This window comes from Pantoea sp. Pa-EAmG, from assembly GCF_030024295.1.
GTDB classification, from domain to species: domain Bacteria; phylum Pseudomonadota; class Gammaproteobacteria; order Enterobacterales; family Enterobacteriaceae; genus Pantoea; species Pantoea dispersa.
The window spans coordinates 1-22,390 of the sequence record NZ_JASEWO010000070.1 but is presented as its reverse complement, the minus strand read 5'-3'; the positions used below and the strand labels follow the sequence as shown (position 1 = coordinate 22,390).

Below are 22,390 nucleotides of genomic sequence, written 5' to 3'. Positions count from 1 at the left end.
AAGAATATTCAATCATCATTTTATTCATTAAAATCAATGGTTTTTACCATTTCCCCTCGGCGGATTCAGAATTATTGCGCCAGGAAAAGAACAGGGTGTCAGCGGTAGCATATCGGTGAAAAATTTCCTGGTGCGGACGGTTATGAGCTAGGTATTGATTATTTGCATGCAAGAATTATTTCTCTCAAAAATTCGTTGGTTAATTTTATATTGAGAATGTCACTAATATAGCGATGTGTAGCTGCGTCAATCTGAACGACAGGTCCGAAATGAATTTTAAAATTAACCATTCCGGGTGATGAATCTGCGTCACACAATGCCGATAACACATTCATATCTGACACTCTCATCTACTTACAGCGAGAATTAATATGAAAATATCCACCCGACTTGCAACGGGCTTTGGCCTGCTTGTTGTACTTTTTATTATCTGTACCGGCATTGCGCTCAACGCCCTGAGTAATGCGAGCAAAGGTATGGACGATGCGGTTAACGTCAAAATGAAAAAGTATCAGCTGGTGCTGGATATGCGTGGCAGCATCAGGGATATGGGCATTGCGGTTCGTAACCTGGCGCTCTTAACGGATATTGAGGCAATGAAGCCTGAATGGGAGCGCGTACAAAAACAAGAAGCGCAGTATATAGCCAGCCGCAAGGCTTTGGCTGAGGTGATGCAGGAGGATTCAACACCGCAGGGGCGGGAAGTCATGAGCCGCATTACTGAAGCTGAGGAGCCTGCACTTTCGTCGCTTAAGCAGGCTGGCCGGCTCGGGCTTGAAAATCGCGCTGAGGAAGCCACTGCCTATCTGCTGAACGTCACGCGCCCGGTGCAGAGTACCTTGCTCAAAGCGCTTAATGATATGACGCTGGTTCAGATGAAAAATACGCAGTCCGCTGTTGAAACCAACAGTCAGGCGACACGCCGGGCATCGCTGATACTGATGTTGCTCGCGGCCGCATCAGCACTGCTGGCAGTGGGAACATGCGTTATGACCATTCGCGTACTGATGCGCCAGCTGGGCGGCGAGCCAGTGCAGGCGCAGACTCTTGCGGCGACCATTGCTTCTGGCGACCTGACGACGCCTGTAACGCTGCGAAACAATGACAGTACCAGCCTGATGGCTTCTCTGGATGGCATGCAGGCAAACCTGCGTGGTCTGGTATCAAAGATAAAAGACTCTGCTGCTTCAGTGGCGCTGGCGGCGGATGAGATATCACAGGGCAATACAGAATTGTCATCCCGCACCGAGGAGCAGGCTGCAGCACTGCAGGAAACTGCGGCCAGTATGGAGCAGCTTACCGCCACCGTGAAAAGTAATACGGCCGGCGCGCAGCAGACCGCAGGGTCTGCCCGGGATGCGGCAACGCTGGCACGCGCAGGTGAGGCCGACGTACAGCGTATGTCTGAAACCATGAATGAGATCTCATTGAGCGCGACAAAGGTACGGGACATCACCTCCGTGATCGAAAGCATTGCCTTCCAGACCAACATTCTGGCGCTCAACGCAGCGGTGGAGGCCGCCCGGGCAGGTGAAGAAGGACGCGGTTTTGCCGTGGTTGCCGGTGAAGTCAGAACGCTTGCACAGCGCAGTGCAAATGCTGCTCGCGACATCAAACAGCTGATTGAACAGGCCGTTGAGCAGGTCGAAAGCGGCGTTGAGGTGGCAGCAGGTACAGGGCAGAGCATATTGAAGATTGTCAGCATGGTGGGCGAACTGGCAGAGGCCATGGATAATATTTCACTGGCTTCTTCTGAACAGATGCAGGGCATTTCTCAGGTTAGCATTGCGGTAAGTCAGATGGATGGTGTCACGCAGAATAACGCTGCGCTGGTTGAAGAGTCCTCTTCGGCGTCTCAGTCTCTCTCTGAGCAGGCGCACGCTCTGCGGGGGATGGTGGACACATTTCGTGTCTGACGTAAAAGGGCTCAGCGTTCCTGAGTAGAAATCAGACTAAGTACGCCCAATAAATCACGTGCATATTGGGGATTGAGTCGGGTGGGGCGGAAAGATGTTTGCTGAATTTATTCTGCAGCCGTCCCGACCTTTCAAAAGAAACCTACCCCGCCATGTCAGGCTGGCCAAAACGCGCTGGCCTTATTTCGCAACCTTTGATGGGGTCTGCGAATTGGCTTGAGACGTTACGCTGTTTATTCTCACATCTATAATGCGGTCGGTTGCTGGGTTGTGAGTATTCGCTGCCAATGCGAAAGCAACCCGATAGCAGGCGCGGTTTCCGCAATCTGTCCGGGATGCTATTAATGCATAAATGATCTGCATGGAAGCCATGATGAATAAAACACTCTCACTTATCGCCGTCATGTGATTAGTCGGCTGCCAGTCCCATACTAAACAAACAGCAAGGCAGTCATTCAGGTTTCCAACCGCTTCAGAGATAAGAAGCGAGTGCGAATCGCAAACCTCCTCGCAAATAGCAAATAAAGATACTCATCTGTGGCTTTGTCAGGCCGTTACCGCAATACAGTATCGGTTTTTTGACGCGAATTTATATCACGGTAAGACCTGTGATTTGGTCATTACGCAGCCCTTAGGTCAGCCACCGGCTAACGTCACTGCGCAGGGCGGAGATGCTGATCTGTGCGCCGTCGCTATCGATGCGGTAAAGCAGGCGATAGATGCCAACACCTTTCCCATGCGGCCTGCGTATCTGAAAGAAAAGATACCGGTGCGTTTTGCACCCTGACTGGCTTTGTCCTGATCAGACCGTTGCTGCATAAGCGTAACCATAGGTAACAAAGTTCGCCGTTTAACTCCTGTATATCACGCCGTCAGCCCGGCCAGGCTATGCTCAGCATCACCGACATAACACGTATCTTTATGGAGATTTACGGCAATGAAAAAACAGTGGATTGCGGCCCTGGCAGCGGCAGGCCTTCTTTTAGTCGTTAGCGCCCAGGCAGAGGCAAAAGGGTGTCTGAAAGGCGCCGTCGCTGGCGGCGTGGCAGGTCATCTGGTTCATCATGGCGTTGCCGGAGCGGCAGCGGGCTGCGCGGTGGGCCACCACATGGCCGCCAAAAAACAGAAAGAGGCGGAACAAAAGCAACAGTAAACCGCGGGTGGTTGGTCACGTAAAAGTGGTGTCAGGCTTTCTCATCGAACCAGTTCTGAAACCCCGCTATTGCATCAGGCATCATGTCGCGTGCGCGTTCCATAATCAGGATCTCCGCAGAGCGCAGCCCGTTCTGCGGGTGCGAGGCCTCGCACAGTGCCAGAGCCAGGTCTGAAGCATCAAGCATCGCCAGGTTGACTCCCACGCCAACCGGCGGCATCAGATGAGCGGCATCGCCAATCAAGGTGATGCCCGGCCGTGGTGCCCAGCCAAAATCGGCGGGCAGGCTGTAAATCGGGCGTCTGACATAGTCACCGGTGGCGTTCACCACCAATTGCAGGGAAGCGGCCCAGTCGCGGTAGCTGTCGCGCACCCAGGCGGTGAGGCCGGAGGAGGCTATGTGTTGATCGATGACATCAGGGGCGCGCTTCATCGCCGCATAGACGCAAATCCTACCGCCGCCGTTGCGTTGCGTGACCAGCGCCTGCGCACCGCCAAAGCTGAAAGCGGTTCCGTTGCCGGCAATGCTGTTGATTTGGTCGGACGGGTGATCTATCCAGCCTTCGAAAAAGGTAATGCCGGTATAAACCGGACGTACCGGTGTCAGATAACGGCGGACCCGCGACCAGGCACCGTCTGCACCAATCACGATATCGGCTTCGTAGCGCCTGCCGTTTCTGAACACCAGCCCGTGCGCTTTTTGCTGGCCATCGTCAACGTAATGCAGTTTGTGACCCCACTGCAGGGTCTGCGGTAGCAGGGCGCTCAGCAGCAGGTTTTTCAACTCACCGCGATCGATTTCCGGTTTATCCATTTCACCTTCCGGCGTGAATCTGTCGGCCTCAACTTCTCCGGTAAGGTAATTCAGCATCCGGCTTTCCTGATCCTCGTGCCTGGCGATGTTGATGAACTGTTCGAGCAGGCCCGCTCTGCGCAGCGCCGCCTGGCCGCTGTCAGCATGCAAATCAAGCGAACCGCCCTGACTCCGTGCAGCATCCGCCGGCTCATCCTCAAACACCGTTACGTTAAAACCGTGGCGCTGAAGAATCACGGCCGCCGTGAGGCCTGCCGGGCCGCCGCCCACGATAGCGATAGTCAGTTTGTCCGACATGTCTTTTCTTCCCCAATGTGAAAGTGGATACTGTATAATCACAAAGTTGACATATCAACTACGCGACGGGATAAATAATGGGCAGCACAGAAATTTCAGACGCAGAGTGGCAGGCATGGCGCGGATATCGCCGGCTTGCTGAAGTCATCACCGGACGCATTGTCAGAGAGATCAATGAGGCGACCGGGTTGTCCGGCCCGGATTTCATGATCCTGATGGAAATCAACCGCAGTCCGCAGGGCGTACTGCTGCAGCGTGAGCTGCTGGAATACCTTGAATGGGACAAGTCGCGGCTATCGCACCAGCTTTCACGTATGGCCGCCCGGGATCTGGTACAGCGCAGCCGCGCGACTCGCGCAGGGATTTCAGTCCGCATGACAGAGGCAGGGAGCCAGCTGCTTGCTACAGCGCGGCCGATACATGCAGCGGGCGTGCGGCGAAATTTCCTCGATTTGCTGACGCCGGAAGACATCGAAGGGTTGATCGCTATCACCGGGCGGTTACGGCAGTCTGCCAGCGGTTTTATCGAATAATTCCCGGCCGGTCAGGTTCAGACACTCCTTCTGCAACCGGCACAATCGCGGCAGCCGTTGACGGGATCATGTGAAAGACTAATTAAAACAGGGGTTTGTATTTTTCGCGCTGTCAGGCTGTTGACAGCCTCTTCGTGCTGGCCCTAAATTGAGCAGTCGCTCTAATTTTGAGCCTGGTCCTGCCGCTGATGGTGAAAACAATGTTACTGAGAGCCACCTCCCGTTTCTGGCGTTATTTGATGAAGAACCTTCTGACGTATGCTGCCATTCTGCTTGCCGGCGGGTTAGCCACCGCGAATATGGCCAGTGCTGCCGTCACCCATGTCGCTATCTATCGCGGCGGTGCGGGCTGTCCTGGCTGCTCCGAAATGGTCCGTAAAGCGCTGGAACAGAGCGGTCTGCCGCTGGACATCGCGTATGTCGGAGAGCAGGAAAAAATAAAGGTCACGGAGGATAATCTCGCCACTTTTGATGTGTACATCCAGCCCGGAGGCGGGCAGGACATCCCCGGCGCCTTTGCTGCGCTGGGCGACGAAGGGGCTGAGGCCATACGCAAATTTGTCCGCAATGGAAAAAGCTTTCTCGGATTGTGTATGGGCGCGTATCTGGCTGATGAAAACTGGCTGGGGCTGATCCCCTCATCGCTGGACTCTGAAGTCATGCGCAAGGGGACTAACATACCCGACGAGGGCGATTACGTTGTGGATGTTGTCTGGCAGGGTAAAACCGAAAAATTTTATTATCAGGATGGTCCTTACCTGAATGCCGAAAACGCGCACGGCTTTGTCGCTCTGGCGCGCTATGCCAACGGTGATATCGCGCTGGCGAAATATACTTACGGTAAAGGCACGGTGCTCCTGAGCGGACCGCATCCGGAAGCGGATGAAAGCTGGATGGCGCCGGAGAAAAACAATCCGGCCTACACCTCAGCCGGCAGCAAGATGGCCAGGCTGTTTAATGATTTAAAGCCCGGGAGGTAAGCGGCTATGTGGAAAAATCCCTGCTAGCGACAAAGTTTCTGCAAGGCGGTCATTATCTCAAGAAAAAAATGTGTCCGCTTATCCGCAGAGTAGTTAAGAATAAGCGCGCTTGAGTAACCGTCAATCAGGGCGTGAAGATTACGCGCCACCTCGTCTTTACCTGCTTCGCTGAGGTGGCTAAATGCCTGGCCGGATAAGCCCTGACGGATGATCGCTGTCCACGTCTGCGTGCTGGAGAGCAGCAGCTGCTCAAATTGCTTATCCCTCGCCGCCAGCGGCCACAACTCGAGGTAGATTAACCAGTGAGAAGCCGGTCCGTCTGGCAGGAGATAATCCACCAGCGCACGAAAAAAGGCGTCATGCTGTGAATCATCCCTCTTTTCGCTCTCTACAGAGAAAGCGGCAACGTCCTCATCCAGCATGAAAGCAATCGAGTCCAGCCTCAGCGCATCCCAGTTTTTGAAATAGTGGTAGATATGGCTGCGGGATATGCCCAGCGTATTGGTCAGATCGCGGGTTGAAACATTGTTGAAGCCGCGCTCCCGAAACAGCTGCAGCGCCGCGAGAATGATATTTTTCTTAACCGTTTCTTTTTTCACGTTCAACCTTAAAAGACACCGTTGTCCTGAACGTTAATTCAGCAACCTGTCGACGGACCTGCCTTTCTGCGTTACGCCTCAGCGTGTTTCTCATTAACCAGCCAGCGTACCTTAGCAGAAAATTTTCCCCCTGTCGGGGGCGGGATTGCAGCAGGCCAGCCAGGGTTTGAGCGCAGTGCGAGGGCGCGGCTGCGGAGCAAACATGCGCTGTGCAGTCAGGGCGGTGCAGGATTTTTATTCAGTCGCCATCCGGTAAAAATCGTGACCGGCCTCACACTTTCTCGTTTCTGACTATACTCAAACCTCCTTTTTATCCCGTCATTGACCAGGTCTTGAATCACCCATGGACGATAGCAAGCACAATCCTTCGCAGTCTCAATCCGATGATAGCGGCAGCCTGACATTTACTGTTCAGCAGCGCCTGTTTTTTGTGGTGTTAGTCGCCACGATGGGCGCGCTGGCGTTTGGCTACGACACCGGCATTATTTCCGGCGCGCTGCCCTACATGACGCTGCCCGCCGCGCAGGGCGGTCTCGATCTCACGCCATTTACCGAAGGGCTGGTGACCTCTGCGCTCACCTTTGGCTCCGCGCTCGGCGCGTTCATCAGCGGTTATGTCTCGGACCGCTTTGGTCGCCGTATCACGTTACGCAGCCTTGCCCTGTTGTTCATTGCCGGGGCGTTAGGCACCACGGTTGCGCCGAATCTGGAAATCATGGTGGTGATGCGCTTTATTCTGGGTTTCGCGGTGGGCGGCGGATCGTCAACGGTTCCGGTCTTTATCGCTGAAATTGCCGGGCCTAAGCGCCGGGCACCGCTGGTCAGCCGCAACGAACTGATGATTGTGTCAGGGCAACTGCTGGCTTATGTCGTCAGCGCCGCCATGAGTTTGTTACTGCACGATCCGGGCATGTGGCGCTATATGCTGTCGCTGGCGATGATCCCCGGCATTCTGCTGTTTATTGGCACCTTTTTTGTCCCGGCCTCACCGCACTGGATGGTGGCGGAAGGGCGCTTTAATGAGGCGCTGCGTATCCTGCGCAAACTGCGGGAAAATCCGCGCGAGATTAAAAAAGAGATGGCAGAGATGCGGCAGAATGCCCGCGAAGCCCGTCAGGGGCCACCTGCGCGCGAACTGTTAAAAGAGAAATGGATTGTGCGTCTGCTGCTGCTGGGCTGTGGCATGGGCATTGTCGCGCAGTTTACCGGCGTCAACGCCTTCATGTATTACACGCCAGTTATTCTGAAAAGTACCGGTCTGGGCACCAGTGCTTCGATTGCGGCCACCATCGGCAACGGGGTGGTATCGGTACTGGCCACCTTTGCCGGCATTAAAGCCATCAGCCATTTCGGCCGGCGCCCGATGCTCATGACCGGGCTGTCGGTGGTGATTGCGATGCAGCTGGCGCTGGGCGCGGTGCTGGTTCTCATGCCGCAAAGCCTGACGCAAAGTCTGCTGGCACTGGCGTGTATTCTGGTGTTCCTGTTCTTTATGCAGATGTGCATTTCCCCGGTTTACTGGCTGCTGATGTCGGAGTTATTTCCGATGAAAGTTCGCGGGGTATTAACCGGTTCAGCGGTAGCGTTTCAGTGGATATGCAACGCCGTGGTAGCGCTTGCATTTCCGCCTTTGCTGTCGCTGGTTGGTAATAAGGCGTTCTTTATCTTTGCCGCAATCAATGTGGCTTCCCTGATGTTTATTGCCGTGATGTTGCCGGAAACCCGGGGGAAATCACTGGAAGAGATTGAATCTCACATGCGCGAGCATTTTGGTGAACCTGCGGATCAAGCCGCGTCATCAACCTGATCCCCAGCACGCTGTGCCGCGGCACCCGCCGCGGCATTATCGCCATACTCTGTTAAATAATTCCTGTTACAGGCTTCATTTCAGAACTTGCCTGCACCGGTTCGCTCAATAGGGTCTACAGTGTGACGTGAGGTTCTCATCAACGTGAAATGGAGGAAGTAAATTTGTCTATTCAACACGACGGGAAAGGGCACGTCATTATTGGCGAAGCGGCACTAAGCCTGGCTTTGGGCAAAAAGAAGATCAGCGTTAATACGCTTATCGACGAGCTCAGACACATGAAACGCGCTGGCGGCAGCGACACACGCCTGTCCGCGATTTCAGAGGCGATCGGCTGGCTCAGAAGCTTTGATGAGCCTGAGCAGGCCGCGATCCATGTGCCGTACCTGCAGACGCTTGCAGGCCTGAACGACGAGAAGAACTGACGCCATAAGACGTAGTCCGGCTCTGGCCGGAAGACGACAACGTAGATGACCTCATCGGACGCGCGTTAGCGTGTACCGGCCGGAGAAAACTGTCAGGGATGACGTCTTCACCACCATCAAACCTCGTATTAACGATTTTCGGCAACGCGGCATGTGGCAACGGATGCGGGCTTTAGCGACGGATGTGCAACGCGCTGAAGGTGAGCGGATGAATCAAACGATCAGCGACCAAACAGCATCGCCAGCAGGGAACGTGCCTGTTCCGCTTCGACGTCATCGTCCGTGTCATTGATGTGCCCGATAAGCTTGAGGCAGATCGCGGTGCGCGTCAGCCGACGTTCCTGACGCAAAATTTCAACGGTGATGCGTCCCAGTAGCGCAATCTGGCGGGGATCGGTGACCTGACTGAAGTAACCGGCTAGTCCGGTATTGTGACAAGGCGGCAGCCCGTTGTTTCTCATTTGTCCACCTGCAGCACTCGATCATCTTGTAGGGCGCAAAGTAACCGATACGATATCGTCTGTACAGCAACAATCCTCATACCGTGTCAGGTAATCAGCGGGTTGTCCAAACCGATACCGTTTTTCCTGCCGCTGAGCCCAGCCATCATGCCGGTTATTTCAGCACGTAAGCCCCTGAGATTAATGTGTTAGCATTTTTTGCACAAGAATGTAGCTAATACAGAAAAAGTATTGCTGTACAAGTTTTATTTCTTTGTATAAGTTTACGCACAGAGAGAAGCGACGGTATTTTAACCATCTGAGGGGATCATCATGCGTCAGAATGTTGCAAAATTTCCAGACAGCGCCAGTGAGATTGCCCGCTATTTCAGCAGAGAGACAGCACCTACTCAGCAGGAAACGCTGGGGCAGATTGTCGTTGAGATCCTGCGTGCAGGAAAAAACCTCAACCGTAAGGCGATCTGCACCAAACTGCTGAGACGCCTTGAGGTCGCGGCAAATTATGAAGAAGAGCGTCATTACCAGACGCTGATTGGCATGCTGTTTGAACGCTGATACGAAAAGGGATAATCGGTGGTACCTGCAGCATGCGCTTTATGACCCGGGAAGGGTCAGCCACTTGTCCGAAAGGGCACAGTCCCGCAGGGGGTGGGCATGCAGAGAAGTCAAATTGAACGTTTAACCGAAATCGTTCTGGGCGAGGCGGTGGTCAGGCTGCTCGATAATAATGAACGAATCAATGTGGCGACCGTTTCAGCCCGGCTCCGGTCAATGGCCGCAGAGGAATTTAATACCGATCGTCTGGAGGCGATCAGGATCGCCATCAGGGAACTGCAGATGCAGTCAGCAGCCCGGGAAAATCGTGAAAAGCCGATGGCTGCTCTGGGCGGGATGTCACAACCCAGGGCTGGTAAAAAGCATTAATGACAGGGACGGTACGATCTCGTGATTAACCGGAGTGCGGCAGGACACCCGGCATAACACGGCCATCTCAGGATGGCCGATTTTTTTGGCGACCACCGGGCTGTCAGCAGCGCCCGGTTTATGGATAACGACACATGCAAACCAACGAACACTCATTCAGCGCGGAAGCGGCCCTTATTCACCATTTTCGCAGCGGCGGTGAGCGCTATGCAGCCGAAGCCGCGGCCCTGGATGCCGTAATTCGCGATATCGTCATCCATGGCCAAAAAGTGACGAGCAAAACCATCATCCTGTATCTCATCGCAGAGCTTGAGATGACTACCGATATTGTCAAACTGGATGTACTGCGCAACGTGCTTGAAATCGTGGTCGGCAGAACGCCGGATGATGAAGGGTTCTGAAAAGGTTAGTAAGCCGGAGCAGTGCATTAAGCTTAGTGCATCTGCTTCACAAGCATACTGATGGCATTTAAACAGGCTTGCCGCTGTTTATCTTCGCTTGCCGTTTCGCCAAGATGATGCAGGGCATGGGTGATATCCTGAAGTGTAAGGTGCTGGTCCGGCTTAAGAAGGCGTGCCACAACCGTTCCAATAACGGCGTAGATATCTTCGGCGGTGGTGTCATCGCTCAAATGACCTCCATCCGTTGGTGGATAAGCATACAGTATAGCAGAAACCACAGCGTCAGGCGCGGCAGATTGTCAGGCAGCGATCAGTGCAGCTTGCCGGAAAAAGAAAAATGCCCGGCAGTGAACGCCTCTTTCTTCACCGCGCTCATCTCCATTTCCCGTCTGACGTCCTCAATGACACGCAGCACAGCACGAATGCGGTCACTGTCTGTTTCGCGGTCAAGCATCGCCTGCAGCCTGTCGTTGAGGGCCGCCCAGCTTATGGCGACGTTATCATCGAGTAACGCCGTTACGGCTTCTCCGATGATGATATCCGCCATTTTATCGTCAAAATTGTTTTTCATCAGTCTGTCCGGCTGCGGTTAGGGCAATGAGCTTACCACAGGAATCTCACCCGGACACATTGAGCACATCAAACTCCGCTAAAAGATGCCGGACGCGGGTTATCGGCGCAATGATCAGCATATTGAGTTGCCGGCGTTGCAAAGAGGATGACATTTGCGTTCGCGCCGGCTATCACGGCGCTACTTTCTGACGGGTTCCGCGGCTTCAGCGCGCCCGCTGACCTCTGAAGCCGCCTGATCCAGACGATAAAGTAAGGTGTCGCCGCGTTCGCAGTAACGCGCCGGCCAGATCATCGCCCCGTTACCGTCCTCCACGTACTTCACACCCAGTCCCTCCACCACAGCCCATGGCTGCGCCAGCGCACTGCGGTACCGAAGTAACTCGCGCGCCATGGATACCGCCTCCGGTTCGTTCTCCTCCGGATGGCTGGATATAAACTGCAGTCGGGCATCGCTCAGCATTGTCTTCTCCTGTGAGCCTGACGTTTTATCTCTTCAGAGGTTCTGCGTCGTCAGGCTTAACCGCTTTCAGATCGCCTCGCGGCTCTCAGGCCATGCCACGGCGCCGCCCTCAGGCGTAAACAGGCTGCCCTGGAAATCGATGATCCCGGCCGCCTCCAGCCACATCCACTCTTCGGGACGCTCAATGCCGGCCGCAATGACGTTGATTTCCAGCGCCGAACAACAGCGGATGACCGCCTGCATCACCGCCTGCTTCGGGCCGCTACGGTGAATATCACGAACAATATTCGCGCCGATACGTACCCGGTCAGGCTGGACGTGCGCCAGTAAAGAGAGACCGGCCGAGCCGTCGCCGAAGTTATCAATTGAAAGGCTGATGCCAGCCTCTTTCAGCTGTCTGACCGCCGTGGAAAAGTCTTCGAGCCGGGAGATGACTTCCGTTTCGCTCACGCCAAGAATGATTTGCTGCGGCACCAGCTCCGCCTGCGCGATGGCGGTGACCAGTTGACTTACCGCATCGGGAAGACAAACCAGCGTCATCGGCAGGATACTGATATACAGCGTCATGCCATCGGGACAGGCCTGGCCGGCTTTATGCAGTGCGTCTGTCACCACGTTGAGGTCATGAGTGTAACGCTCATGTTCCCCGAGTCCGGCGGGTTGCGCGTGCGGAATTGCCTCAATGGCCGTCACTTCACGGCCAAGGGGATCAACCACAGGGCGGAAAGTGACGCCACTGGCCGGCGCGGGAGATTGCCCTTCCGCGGGGATGAACTCCCAGCAATCAGCCGGGGGCACTTCAAAGTAGTTCTCTTTTTCACGCGCTTCGACAAAGGTTCTGAGGAACTGTAGCCCGCGATCGTCATAGGTCAGCTGATATTTCGACGTGCCGCGATCAAGCACCGCCTGCAGCACACTGCCGCTGTGGTGATTACGCAAATCGAACAGCTCCATGCCGGCATTACCGAAACGCCGCGAAGGAGAGTAGTCGCGCATCAGCTCGACCACATTGTGATGACGCCGGTCGCCACAGATGCGGGCGTAGATTGCCAGAACGCCGTGCTCCGGCCCTTCCAGGATTTGAAAAAAGTGCGTGCCGTTAAACAGCAGGATGCCGGTAACATGATGCTCAGCATTGAGCAGACTCGCTTTTGCCACCATCTCCGGCAGGATATTGACGGGAACATCTTCAGAGATGTGGCTGCGATAAATTATTGTTGTAAGCATTATACGCTCCAGATTGTCGCGATTGTCCTCTGACACCTTAGCAGCATGGGTTAAATTGTGAAACGTCCGGGCTGAGCGCTGCCTGGCGGCTGTTTGAGCCCGGTAAAAGGGGGAAGGCGCGAGTCAAAGGTCGGAAAAGGTGCTGAGCGTGACAGCCTGGCGGCCGCGCTGAAAAGACAAGCGGCGCTTTAAAGCGCCGCTTCGGATAAGCCTGCCAGTGAGCGATAGTGGCCCGTCAGCAGGTCTTTAGCTGTTATACCGCTGCTACTCGCGAGTTTTACCCTCTTCGATAAACTCTTCGTCGATCTCTTCGACGTTTTCCCGGTTGTCGCGGCCGGAGAGCAGATTCCAGCAGGCGATGAACAGTGCAGCGATCAAGGGGCCAATCACGAAGCCGTTGATGCCGTACACTTCCATGCCGCCCAGCGTGGCAATCAGGATCAGGTAATCCGGCATTTTGGTATCTTTGCCGACCAGCAGCGGACGCAGGATATTGTCCACCAGCCCGACCACGATAACGAAAAAGCTCACCAGGAACAGGCCTTTCCACAGCGCACCGGTGGCGAAGAAGAAGATGGCCGCTGGCACCCAGACGATAGCCGAGCCGACTGCCGGAATCAGCGACAGGAACGCCATCAGCGCGCCCCACAGCAGGCTGCCGTCGATGTCGGTGATCCAGAAGGCAAAGCCACCCAGCACCCCCTGAACCACGGCCACCACCACCGTGCCCTTGACCGTCGCGCGCGATACAGCGGCAAATTTCATCAGCAGATGGTGCTTAACATAGGTGGAGAGCGGCAGCGCTTCGAGAATCAGCCCGACCAGCCAGGCGCCGTCTTTCAACAGGAAAAACAGCAGATAAAGCATCACGCCAAAGCCCACGGTGAAGGTGAAGGTCCCTTTACCTATCAGGAACACGCTGCCCGCCATGTATTGTCCGCCCTTCAGCGCAAAGCCGGAGAGTTTTTGCTGAATCTGTGCGGCATTGTTCAGATCGTGATCCGCCAGCCAGGTTTGTGCCCACTCCGGCAGATGCTGCAGCAGCGAGGCAAACACCGTCGGGAACTGCGCGGAATTGGTTTGCAGCTTGGTGTACACCGTATTGATCTCAACCACCAGCGACGAGGTGATGATTGCCAGCGGCGTGAACACGATCAGGCAGATAATCAGTAAGGTCACAAAGGAAGCGAGCCCGTTGCGGTCGCCCATTTTGCGCCGCAGCAGTGACTTCAGCGGCGCAAAGATCACCGCCAGAATCGCCGCCCACAAAATGGCGGAGAAATAGGGCGCCAGCACATCAAAAAAGGCGATCGTGACAATCGCCAGAATCACTATAAAGAAACCGATATTTAACCCTTTAACACGCATGCAAAAGCCTCGCAGATAAACGTAGCGAATGAACTATAGAACGGCTTTTGCGGAATGTAATGTTTTTAGCGCGCAAGGCAAGGCGTGCAGGATGAAAAGCTGTCCCGATCTGTCCGCGCGATGTCCGCTCACAGGCTGGCGCGCCGGGGCGGCGGCGGCGATGATAGCCCTGACCCCTGACAGGAGAGTGCCATGCTGGAATTACGTCCTAACTGTGAATGCTGCGATAAAGATCTGCCGCCGGCCTCGCCTGATGCGCGCATCTGCTCGTTTGAGTGCACGTTTTGCGTTGACTGTGCGGAAGGCGTGCTGGCGCAGCACTGCCCGAACTGTGCGGGTGAGCTGGTACGGCGGCCGATACGTCCGGCGCAGGCGCTGCTGCGCCATCCGGCTGCAACTCAGCGATATCCTGTTTCTGCGCCACCCCGCTAAATTCGCCAGCGCAATTGGATTAATAGCCGGCGCATAATTATTGTGCGCCCGCTTGCTGGTTATTTAACCTTACGCTTCAGCGCAGTGAAAAATTAGCGTTATATTAATCACGCACATCGATTAATTGCCAGGGCAGCAATAGCGCTCGCATTATCAATGAAATGTGTCGGCCAGCTAGTTTGCCGGTCGGCTTAAATGGCGGCATAACTAAAAAATGGCATGGATTAATTTTTGCCTTTTAAATTCAATGTATTGTGATTTTATGGCGATGTTTTATACGGGCTGACTATATTTCCTGACGACAGCTGGTCAGAGCACGGACCTTATTTCTTTTCACTTTATGTACCTTTGGTGGTTATTTTCTCTGCCATGAACATTTTTACGGTTTTTTCTGAAAATAGAAGTTTTCTGAAAGTATTTTGCCCTGATGAATGTTATTCTTTCCGGGCAATGCTAGTGATGTGGCGTTGTGTGCTTCAGTTTTACCCTCTTTTTAGCAGGGTTTCCCCGCTTTATGCTTTTTATGGAAATAGCATTGTCCGCCCGATCCCCGCGATCGGGTTTTCTTTATTCCCGCTGAATTAACTGCTTATTTCCCTGCCAGCCTTATCGTGCCACGCCACCATAAAGTCTCCACAATCGTTAAGAAAGCGCTAACCTGGCGTAATGTATTGTAAGTCACCGATTTTTAAGACTTTTGGAAATGCTGTTTTAGCTTTGTTTAGGTAATAGTAAGCCTCAACGGCGCGCAGACTGCCGTTATCCCTGGAGGTAACACCATGAAAAAAACAACACTTACGATTATTGCGTCATTTATTGCATGCAGCACACTGTTTTCCAGCGTCTCCTGGGCCGACGGTCCCGGTGACCATCGCTGGGACCCGCACGGCGGCGACCGCCATCAGGATCGCGGCCCGGGTCCCGATCATCATGATCGTCGTGACTTTGGCCACGATCGCGGACCGGGCCCGGATCGTCACGACCACTATGCTGACCACCGTATGCCGGAGGGACATCGCGGCGGCGATCGCTTTGCCTGGCGCGGTCATGATTTTCGCCGTGGTTATCCGGCACCGCCGGAGTTCCGTGGTCCACACTATCGCGTCGACGACTGGCGGGCGCGCGGTCTGTATGAGCCGCCGCGCGGCGAGCACTGGGCCTTTATCGACGGAAATTATGTGTTAGTGGCGGCCGCGACCGGCATTATCACCGCCATTTTGCTGAATAACGCATTTAACTAATCCTGCCGCACGGATGGCGACGGCCATCCGTGTTTCTCTCCGCTTTCACCGCTCACCAGGTTATTCTCTGGACAACCCGTTTTTCCTTTCAACGCGTTAAGGAGTCATGATGACCATGGTAAAAATGGTGGCGGTGGATATGGACGGCACCTTTCTCGACGATAAAAAACAGTACAACCGGGCACGTTTTCAGGCCTGCTATCAGGAGATGAAGCGGCGCGGCATCAAATTTGTGGTCGCCAGCGGTAATCAGTATTACCAGCTCAAATCCTTCTTTCCCGACATCGCCAGTGAGATCGCCTTTGTCGCCGAAAATGGCGCGTGGATCCTCGATAGGGATGAGGAGCTGTTCTGCGGCGCGTTCTCGCGCGAGGATGTTAATGCCGTGCTCGATACCCTGCAGCGCGGTAACTATCCCAACCTGAAATACATCCTCTGCGGCCGTAACAGCGCTTATCACTTCAACACCATGGATGAGCAGTGGCTGGTCAAAATGCGTCACTACTGCCATCGCCTCAAGGCGATCGATAGCCTCGCGGACGTGGGCGATGACCGGCTGTTCAAGTTTGCGCTGAATCTGTCCGATGATTATGTCGATATTCTGATGGCTGATATTGAGCGTCTGCATCAGGGCGCGGCGGCGGCGACTTCCAGCGGGCACGGCTCGGTGGATTTGATTGTGCCCGGCTTGCACAAAGCCAACGGTCTGCGCCTGCTGCAGCAGCGCTGGGACATCAACAGCGATGAGGTGCTGGCGTTTGGCGACGGCGGCAACGATCTGGAGATGCTGGTGCAGTCGCGCTTCAGCTTTGCTATGCAGAATGCGCCGCAGCGGGTCAAAGACGCTGCGCGCTACGGCGCACCGTCCAATAACCAGGAGGGCGTACTGCAGGTGATCGAGCAGATGCTGGCGGGGGAAGGGCCGTTTGCTGGCTGAATAAGCAACGGGCAGCATGCGCTGCCCGAAAAGCTCAGACGACGCGCCACGCGGCGGTAATCATCTCCGTGAGCGTGGCGGGATCATAATTGACCCAGCCGTTTTTGCTGTTGGCGCGCGCCACAATCCAGTCGACCTCTTCCGCAGCCAGCGTCGGTCCTTCCAGCCAGAACGGCACAATAGCCTGCTGCTGCAGCCAGGCTTTCAGCGCCAGCGCCGGCGGTGCCGTTTCATCGGGCAGCAGGCGTTCAGCCAGCGCCGCCATCAGCCGCTGCTGTTCGGGGTGCGCGCGCTCCGCCAGTACATCCAGGAACGGGAACAGCAAACGACCGCAGACTTCGCCGTGATGGAACGGTTTAATCGCCCCCAGCTCGCCGGCAATACCGTGGATCACCCCCAAACCCGCGCTGCTCAGGCTGACGCCGCCGAGCCATGATGCCATCATCATCGCTTCACGTGCCGCATCGCCGCGGCTGTCGTCCTGATTGAGGTACGGCCACGCCTGCATGAACAGTTGCAGCCCGTTGAGCGCGTTCTGCTGACTGAACAGGTTGCCCTTGCGTGACAGATAAGCCTCGAACAGGTGGGTAAAGGCATCAATGGCGCAGGTAGCCAGTACACGATCCGGCGCCCCTTTGAGCAGATCGGGATCGAGAATCGCCACCTGCGGCACAAACACCGGATGGCGCAGCGAGGCCTTCACCTTAATGTGCTGCTGATCGGTCACCACCGCATTCTGCGTGACCTCGCTGCCGGTGCCGGCGGTGGTAGGAATGGCGATCAGCGGTAGCGTGACCGCCTGTACCGGCGTATCGCCCACTTTCTCGAGGTAGCGCGCGATATTCAGCGGATGCTGCATCATGGCGCCAAAGGCTTTGGCCGCATCCAGCACGCTGCCGCCGCCGATGGCGACAACGCGATCGACGTGGCCACGCCAGCGCGTCACCCAGCCATCGATCTCGTCTGGCGAGGCTTCATGGCTGACAATTTCATAGCCCAGAATGTGATCGTTCAGCGTCGCGCCCAGGCGTGCCCACGCCGGACTGTTTAGAAATGAGCGGCCGCAGAACAGCAGCGTGGGCTGCGGATTCGCCGCCAGCAGCGGGACCAGGCGGTCGATGCTGCCACGGCCAAACAGGGTTTGTTGATTACTGTACAGCTCAATCAGATTCTCACTCACCTGCAGATCCTTATCGGTTGGCATAAAACAGCTAGTGTAACCAAAAGCCACGCCGCTGCCGGGGCAAACATTCTGATAACCCTCCGACAAAAAGTTGATCACCTTCGCAAAACAGAAATTCACCCGCTGCACCAGGTGCTTTCCCGTCAATGTTACCCTTAACATGATACCGGTAACAGGATGTCGCATTCTGAAACATCTGGCACTGATAATCCCTTTGTCCCATTACAACAAACCGCTGCCGGTAATACGCCGAGCGCAAAAGTGGAGAAAAATTATGCCATTACTCTATGTGGCAATTGGCGTGGCGTTACTGCTGCTGCTGATGATTCGCTTCAAACTTAACGGCTTCATCGCGCTGATTCTGGTGGCACTGGCGGTGGGCATGATGCAGGGCATGCCGGTCAATAAAGTGATTGGATCGATCAAAACCGGCGTCGGCGGTACCCTGGGCAGCCTGGCGCTGATCATGGGCTTTGGCGCGATGCTGGGGAAACTGCTGGCCGACTGCGGCGGTGCGCAGCGTATCGCCACCACGCTGATCGAAAAATTCGGCCAGAAGCACATTCAGTGGGCGCTGGTGCTCACCGGCTTCACCGTGGGCTTTGCGCTGTTTTATGAAGTCGGGTTCGTGCTGATGCTGCCACTGGTGTTCAGCATTGCCGCATCGGCGCGCGTGCCGCTGCTGTATGTCGGCGTGCCGATGGCGGCCGCCTTATCCGTCACGCACGGCTTCCTGCCACCGCATCCGGGCCCGACCGCGATCGCCACGTTATTCAATGCCGACATGGGAAAAACCCTGCTGTACGGTACGCTGCTGGGTATTCCGACGGTGATTCTGGCCGGGCCGGTGTATGCGCGTTTCCTGAAAGGCATTGATAAGCCGATTCCGGAAGGGTTGTGGAACCCAAAAACTTTCAGTGAAGCGGAGATGCCAGGTTTTGGCGTTAGCGTGTGGACGGCGCTGGTGCCGGTAATCCTGATGGCGCTGCGTGCCGTGGCAGAAATGCTGCTGCCGAAAGGCCATGTGCTGCTGCCGTACGCGGAATTTTTTGGCGATCCGATCATGGCGACGCTGATTGCGGTGCTGATTGCCATCTTCACCTTTGGCCTTAACCGTGGCCGCAGCATGGATGAGGTGATGGGCACCATCACTGACTCGATCAAAATCATTGCCATGATGCTATTGATCATCGGCGGCGGCGGCGCCTTCAAACAGGTGCTGGTGGACAGCGGTGTGGACAAATACATCGCCGGCATGATGCATGAAACCAACGTCTCGCCAATCTTTATGGCGTGGTCAATTGCGGCGGTGCTGCGTATTGCGCTGGGATCTGCCACCGTCGCGGCGATTACCGCCGGCGGCATTGTGGCACCGCTGATTGCCACCAGCGGCGCCAGCCCGGAGCTGATGGTCATTGCCGTCGGTTCCGGCAGTGTCATCTTCTCGCACGTTAACGATCCGGGCTTCTGGCTGTTTAAGGAGTACTTCAACCTGACCATCGGTGAAACTATTCGCTCGTGGTCGGCGCTGGAAACCATCATCTCGGTGTGCGGTCTGCTGGGCTGTTTGCTGCTGTCCGCTGCGCTGTAACCGGCTGAGGCACCGCGCCTCAGCCCCGGCGGCTTACTGCGCTAAGGCGCGGAAGGCCGCCAGTTCGTCCTCAGGCATGCCAGCCTGGCGTGCCGCTGCGCAAATCTGCTGCCAGCTGTTGCTGTCCAGCGGAATGCCCTCGCGTTCACGTGCTGCCCGGTTGCGCGTTTCCCATTCGCCTGGCACCAGAATCTCTGCCTCACCACTTTGCGGTGAACGCCTGACCCACGCGAGAAACTCTTCGGCTTCCTGCTGCATCGCCGGTGCGTCAAACGCGTCTGGGTTCAGGATTATGGTGGTCATGCCGTTGAAGATGGCGTCAGTGCCGGAAAGCAGCGTGGCGTCATGCGTAGTGCGACCGCCGGACAGCGCGCCGCCAAGGATTTCGCACATCGTCGCCAGCGCATAGCCTTTGTGCAGGCCGAAGGCGGTCAGCGCGCCATACGGCGACTGATGCATCACGCTCGGATCGGTGGTCGGCTGGCCCTGCGCATCAAGCAAATAGCCCGGCGCGACCGGCTGACCTTTGTTATACGCCACACGCGTTTTACCAAAGGCGATGCCGCTGGTGGCAAAGTCCAGCAGCAGCGGTTCGCCGTCGCGACGCGGAAACACCGCGCAGAACGGATTGGTGCCGAAGCGGCGATCGCTGCCGTTAAACGGCGCCACCATCGGATCGCCCATCACATTAACGAAGTGAAAGGAGACAAAGCCCGCTGCGGCACACTGCTCCGCCCAGTGACCGATACGGCCAATGTGATGCGAATGATGCAGGCCAACCGCCGCAAGGCCAAACCTGTTCGCCCGCTCAATGCCGTGCTGCATGGCCTCGTACGCGGCCACCTGACCAAAGCCTTTCTGACCATTAAGGGTGAGGACCGCGCCAGCGTCTTTTTCGATGCTGACGTGCTGATTGAGCTGTAGAAAGCCCTGCGTCAGCGAGGCCATATAGCTCGGTATCATGCCGACGCCGTGGGAGTCATGGCCCGCGAGGTTAGCAGCAACAAGATGGTCAGCCACCAGGCGCGCTTCTTCGGCACTGCTACCGGCGTGCAGCCAGATAGCCTGAACAAACTGATGTAAGCGGGAAGGGGAAACACGATGCAGTTCAGTCACGCGGTTAATCTCCTTATGGGGGGGAGAGAGCATCCTGCGCTTAAATGGATAGTAACCGCAAGTAAGGGCTGATAAAGGGCCACAACACGTGGCCCAACAAACTCAGTGCGGCTGTTCAAAGCCGGCTTTAACCATCTGTTCACGCAGTGCGCGTGCAATTTCACGGTTCCCACCCGTGATCGGATAAATAACGTTGTTGACGACATCGTCAAGATAATGCTCATCAAACTCTTGCAGGGTGAGCTGCGTACCGCCTTCGTCATTAATCGCAATGCTGCCACGAATGTGACTGCCATGATCCTTTGCCTTGAGGCTGTAACGACCCATGCTGGTATTAATCGTGCTCATATTATCTCCTTGTTACGTAGACATAGCGAACAATTGAGGCCTGCTACAGGCGCTGTAATTTTAGACAATCAGCGCGCTACGCGTGCGGCGGGATAGCAACTTAAGCGATAAGCTGCGACCGGGCTCGCAGAAAAAAAGAGCAGGCAACAGTCTCTGAGGCAAGTGACTGGGATCGCGCTCGCAGCGCCCGGCGAAGCCGGAATAATCATCTATACTGAATGCACGATGCGTTATTTTTCATCCTGAAGGAGCGAACAATGAAAATAATACTGTGGATTATTGCCATCATCTTTATTGTCGGGTTATTGACGATTACTGGCGTGTTTAAACTGATTTTCTGACGCGTTCAGGCACCCGGCGGGTGCCTGAAAACATTATTCAACGTGACGGGCGGCAGAAGCCGGTTGCAGGGATGACAGCGGGATCACATCGCGCAGGCTGATCGGCTTGCCGCACGCGGCGCAACAGGCGCCGTGATGATCGGAATCGTCGACCTTTTCCTTGCCGGGTACTGTATAAAAAAATTTGGCGCAACCGCAGCGGCTGCAACGAATTGTCATCTCAGTTCCTCCTCTCTCCGTCCTGGAGTGATGAGATTTATCTCAATCATCGGGTGAGTTCAATTGATAAATTTTATTAATTTATTCATGAAATCAATTTCTACGGATAAGTTGCTGAATATTAAGTAATCACCCTAAGTAATCATCAACTGAGCGGTGCATTTTCTGCACCTTTTACCCTCTGCGTTTTGTTTATTTGCCGTTTCGACTCCGTTCGCGCAGTGAGGTAAAATTAACCAGCTGATTGCCAGCAGAGCCGGGTGCGACTGGCGCCATTGTGGCGCGCGCGCTGTACGCGCTCGTGGCATCAGCCATTAACCCACGGCAGCATGCGGCGCGATGTGGCGCTACGCGGTGACTGCCGGATACAGGATGATTTAACAGGAAGCATTGTTGTGAACTGGCGTATTTCTGCAGCCTTTTGCGGCTGTATTTTGATTTCATCGGTCTCTTTTTCGACACCAGCGGCAACCACAGGCGAAGCGATTAAATCGGGCTGGAATACCTTCTCCGATAACGTGGCGCAAACCTGGACACAACCGCAAAATTACGATCTTTACGTCCCGGCTATCACCTGGCACAACCGCTTTACTTACGATGATGAACACATCAAAAAGTACAACGAGCGGCCGTGGGGTGCGGGCGGTGGCGTTTCGCGCTGGGATGAAAAGGGCAACTGGCACGGCCTGTATGCCATGGCGTTCAAAGACTCGTTTAACAAGTGGGAGCCCATCGCCGGCTACGGCTGGGAAGCGACCTGGCGACCGCTGAACGATCAGAATTTCCATCTGGGTGCCGGTTATACCGCGGGTGTAACGGCCAGGGATAACTGGCGATATATCCCGGTTCCGCTGGTATTGCCGCTGGCTTCGATAGGGTATGGCCCGGCAACCTTCCAAATGACGTACATTCCAGGCACTTATAACAACGGCAACGTCTATTTTGCCTGGTTAAGATTTCAGTTTTAATCGCTGAAGATGCGCAGAAAGTGTGAAGGGCATGGAAAAAATCAATATTTATCACTTTTTCATCAATTCGCGCTGG

Annotated in this window: 26 protein-coding genes; 15 read left to right on the top strand and 11 right to left on the bottom strand. The window is 55.3% G+C overall.

Going from position 1 to position 22,390, the window contains the following annotated elements; translation table 11 throughout:
• Positions 1 to 371 precede the first annotated feature (371 nt).
• The 3 genes from QMM04_RS11485 to QMM04_RS11475 all read left to right on the top strand — a co-directional run bounded on the left by QMM04_RS11485 (position 372) and on the right by QMM04_RS11475 (position 3,069).
• Entirely contained in the window at positions 372 to 1,916 is a 1,545-nt protein-coding gene (locus QMM04_RS11485) for a methyl-accepting chemotaxis protein (protein WP_104092673.1), read from the top strand.
• Between the two features lie 478 nt (positions 1,917 to 2,394).
• Positions 2,395 to 2,703, top strand: a complete 309-nt coding sequence (locus QMM04_RS11480) for a cell envelope integrity TolA C-terminal domain-containing protein (RefSeq protein WP_282996206.1) — start codon at positions 2,395 to 2,397, stop codon at positions 2,701 to 2,703.
• Between the two features lie 150 nt (positions 2,704 to 2,853).
• A complete protein-coding gene (locus tag QMM04_RS11475) occupies positions 2,854 to 3,069 on the top strand; it encodes a hypothetical protein (RefSeq protein WP_021508621.1) in 216 nt (71 codons plus the stop codon).
• Between the two features lie 31 nt (positions 3,070 to 3,100).
• Here QMM04_RS11475 and QMM04_RS11470 read toward each other — a convergent pair whose 3' ends face one another.
• On the bottom strand, positions 3,101 to 4,180 hold the full coding sequence (locus QMM04_RS11470; protein ID WP_282996203.1) for an NAD(P)/FAD-dependent oxidoreductase: 1,080 nt from the start codon (positions 4,178 to 4,180) through the stop codon (positions 3,101 to 3,103).
• A gap of 77 nt (positions 4,181 to 4,257) precedes the next feature.
• Here QMM04_RS11470 and QMM04_RS11465 point away from each other — a divergent pair, with 77 nt between their 5' ends.
• Positions 4,258 to 4,713: a MarR family winged helix-turn-helix transcriptional regulator gene (locus tag QMM04_RS11465; RefSeq protein WP_282996202.1), complete on the top strand. Its 456-nt coding sequence runs from the start codon at positions 4,258 to 4,260 to the stop codon at positions 4,711 to 4,713.
• A 299-nt stretch (positions 4,714 to 5,012) separates the two neighbouring features.
• A complete protein-coding gene (locus QMM04_RS11460; protein WP_282996205.1) occupies positions 5,013 to 5,693 on the top strand; it encodes a BPL-N domain-containing protein in 681 nt (226 codons plus the stop codon).
• Between the two features lie 23 nt (positions 5,694 to 5,716).
• On the opposite strand, the gene QMM04_RS11455 is transcribed toward QMM04_RS11460, so the two are convergent.
• Entirely contained in the window at positions 5,717 to 6,292 is a 576-nt protein-coding gene (locus QMM04_RS11455) for a TetR/AcrR family transcriptional regulator (RefSeq protein ID WP_282996201.1), read from the bottom strand.
• A gap of 343 nt (positions 6,293 to 6,635) precedes the next feature.
• On the opposite strand from QMM04_RS11455, the gene QMM04_RS11450 reads away from it, so the two are divergent.
• Positions 6,636 to 8,099: a sugar porter family MFS transporter gene (locus QMM04_RS11450; protein WP_282996200.1), complete on the top strand. Its 1,464-nt coding sequence runs from the start codon at positions 6,636 to 6,638 to the stop codon at positions 8,097 to 8,099.
• A 164-nt stretch (positions 8,100 to 8,263) separates the two neighbouring features.
• Positions 8,264 to 8,524, top strand: a complete 261-nt coding sequence (locus tag QMM04_RS11445; RefSeq protein ID WP_031279895.1) for a hypothetical protein — start codon at positions 8,264 to 8,266, stop codon at positions 8,522 to 8,524.
• A 221-nt stretch (positions 8,525 to 8,745) separates the two neighbouring features.
• Here the strand turns inward: QMM04_RS11445 and QMM04_RS11440 are convergent, their stop codons facing one another.
• Positions 8,746 to 8,985: a biofilm development regulator YmgB/AriR family protein gene (locus QMM04_RS11440; RefSeq protein ID WP_021508614.1), complete on the bottom strand. Its 240-nt coding sequence runs from the start codon at positions 8,983 to 8,985 to the stop codon at positions 8,746 to 8,748.
• Positions 8,986 to 9,297: 312 nt separating this feature from the next.
• Here QMM04_RS11440 and ycgZ point away from each other — a divergent pair, with 312 nt between their 5' ends.
• From ycgZ to QMM04_RS11425, 3 genes are all read left to right on the top strand, one after another.
• The gene (ycgZ, locus tag QMM04_RS11435; protein ID WP_282996199.1) at positions 9,298 to 9,540 is read left to right on the top strand and encodes a regulatory protein YcgZ; all 243 of its coding nucleotides are present in this window, start codon (positions 9,298 to 9,300) and stop codon (positions 9,538 to 9,540) included.
• Between the two features lie 99 nt (positions 9,541 to 9,639).
• Complete coding sequence (locus QMM04_RS11430) at positions 9,640 to 9,909, top strand: hypothetical protein (protein WP_282996198.1); 270 nt, start codon at positions 9,640 to 9,642, stop codon at positions 9,907 to 9,909.
• A 134-nt stretch (positions 9,910 to 10,043) separates the two neighbouring features.
• Positions 10,044 to 10,310, top strand: a complete 267-nt coding sequence (locus QMM04_RS11425) for a biofilm development regulator YmgB/AriR family protein (protein WP_058775262.1) — start codon at positions 10,044 to 10,046, stop codon at positions 10,308 to 10,310.
• A 32-nt stretch (positions 10,311 to 10,342) separates the two neighbouring features.
• On the opposite strand, the gene QMM04_RS11420 is transcribed toward QMM04_RS11425, so the two are convergent.
• The 5 genes from QMM04_RS11420 to QMM04_RS11400 all read right to left on the bottom strand — a co-directional run bounded on the left by QMM04_RS11420 (position 10,343) and on the right by QMM04_RS11400 (position 13,938).
• On the bottom strand, positions 10,343 to 10,540 hold the full coding sequence (locus QMM04_RS11420; protein ID WP_058769419.1) for a hypothetical protein: 198 nt from the start codon (positions 10,538 to 10,540) through the stop codon (positions 10,343 to 10,345).
• A gap of 80 nt (positions 10,541 to 10,620) precedes the next feature.
• Entirely contained in the window at positions 10,621 to 10,881 is a 261-nt protein-coding gene (locus QMM04_RS11415) for a hypothetical protein (protein ID WP_021508609.1), read from the bottom strand.
• Positions 10,882 to 11,061: 180 nt separating this feature from the next.
• Entirely contained in the window at positions 11,062 to 11,343 is a 282-nt protein-coding gene (locus tag QMM04_RS11410; RefSeq protein ID WP_021508608.1) for a hypothetical protein, read from the bottom strand.
• A 66-nt stretch (positions 11,344 to 11,409) separates the two neighbouring features.
• Positions 11,410 to 12,570, bottom strand: a complete 1,161-nt coding sequence (locus QMM04_RS11405; protein ID WP_282996197.1) for a diguanylate phosphodiesterase — start codon at positions 12,568 to 12,570, stop codon at positions 11,410 to 11,412.
• Positions 12,571 to 12,834: 264 nt separating this feature from the next.
• On the bottom strand, positions 12,835 to 13,938 hold the full coding sequence (locus QMM04_RS11400) for an AI-2E family transporter (protein ID WP_264441528.1): 1,104 nt from the start codon (positions 13,936 to 13,938) through the stop codon (positions 12,835 to 12,837).
• A gap of 192 nt (positions 13,939 to 14,130) precedes the next feature.
• Here QMM04_RS11400 and QMM04_RS11395 point away from each other — a divergent pair, with 192 nt between their 5' ends.
• From QMM04_RS11395 to QMM04_RS11385, 3 genes are all read left to right on the top strand, one after another.
• Positions 14,131 to 14,370, top strand: coding sequence for a DUF1272 domain-containing protein (locus QMM04_RS11395; protein ID WP_058781242.1), 240 nt, complete (start codon positions 14,131 to 14,133; stop codon positions 14,368 to 14,370).
• A gap of 779 nt (positions 14,371 to 15,149) precedes the next feature.
• Positions 15,150 to 15,611, top strand: a complete 462-nt coding sequence (locus QMM04_RS11390; RefSeq protein ID WP_058781243.1) for an RcnB family protein — start codon at positions 15,150 to 15,152, stop codon at positions 15,609 to 15,611.
• A 109-nt stretch (positions 15,612 to 15,720) separates the two neighbouring features.
• Positions 15,721 to 16,548, top strand: a complete 828-nt coding sequence (locus QMM04_RS11385; protein ID WP_282996204.1) for a Cof-type HAD-IIB family hydrolase — start codon at positions 15,721 to 15,723, stop codon at positions 16,546 to 16,548.
• A gap of 34 nt (positions 16,549 to 16,582) precedes the next feature.
• On the opposite strand, the gene QMM04_RS11380 is transcribed toward QMM04_RS11385, so the two are convergent.
• Entirely contained in the window at positions 16,583 to 17,728 is a 1,146-nt protein-coding gene (locus tag QMM04_RS11380) for an iron-containing alcohol dehydrogenase (protein WP_159378383.1), read from the bottom strand.
• Between the two features lie 277 nt (positions 17,729 to 18,005).
• Here QMM04_RS11380 and gntT point away from each other — a divergent pair, with 277 nt between their 5' ends.
• Positions 18,006 to 19,322, top strand: a complete 1,317-nt coding sequence (gene gntT, locus QMM04_RS11375) for a gluconate transporter (RefSeq protein ID WP_021508602.1) — start codon at positions 18,006 to 18,008, stop codon at positions 19,320 to 19,322.
• Positions 19,323 to 19,355: 33 nt separating this feature from the next.
• Here gntT and QMM04_RS11370 read toward each other — a convergent pair whose 3' ends face one another.
• On the bottom strand, positions 19,356 to 20,438 hold the full coding sequence (locus QMM04_RS11370) for a malate/lactate/ureidoglycolate dehydrogenase (protein WP_282996196.1): 1,083 nt from the start codon (positions 20,436 to 20,438) through the stop codon (positions 19,356 to 19,358).
• Between the two features lie 102 nt (positions 20,439 to 20,540).
• Positions 20,541 to 20,786 carry a hypothetical protein gene (locus QMM04_RS11365; protein WP_021508600.1) on the bottom strand — a complete coding sequence of 82 codons (246 nt, stop codon included), beginning with the start codon at positions 20,784 to 20,786 and terminating at the stop codon, positions 20,541 to 20,543.
• Between the two features lie 955 nt (positions 20,787 to 21,741).
• Between QMM04_RS11365 and pagP the strand changes: the two genes are divergently transcribed.
• Positions 21,742 to 22,314: a lipid IV(A) palmitoyltransferase PagP gene (pagP, locus tag QMM04_RS11360; RefSeq protein ID WP_153001988.1), complete on the top strand. Its 573-nt coding sequence runs from the start codon at positions 21,742 to 21,744 to the stop codon at positions 22,312 to 22,314.
• Positions 22,315 to 22,390: the final 76 nt, after the last annotated feature.